This is a genomic window from Psychromonas aquatilis (genome assembly GCF_038155185.1).
Taxonomy (GTDB): Bacteria; Pseudomonadota; Gammaproteobacteria; order Enterobacterales; family Psychromonadaceae; genus Psychromonas; species Psychromonas aquatilis.
The window spans coordinates 1-206 of record NZ_JBAKAZ010000522.1; the positions used below are offsets into that span (position 1 = coordinate 1).

General features: G+C 43.7%; 1 pseudogene. It reads right to left on the reverse strand.

The features are described 5' to 3' along the window. Positions 1-206 (reverse strand): annotated as a pseudogene (locus tag V6256_RS16380) (phosphoserine transaminase); the annotation flags it as partial.

The following is a 206-nucleotide window of genomic DNA, read 5'->3' on the forward strand; positions in this document are numbered from 1 at the left end:
GCCAGCTTGGAGTGTAACTTTCTAAACGTTGAACGGCTGGTGGGCTTAAAATAATTACGCCGTGACCAGCTTCGCCTCCTAATACTTTTTGCCAGCTAAAAGTGGTTACATCTAATTTTTCCGAAGGCATCGAGATCTCAATAACGGGAGAAGTTGCATCACAAATAGTCAGTCCACCACGTTGTTCTCTAATGAAGTCTGCATTG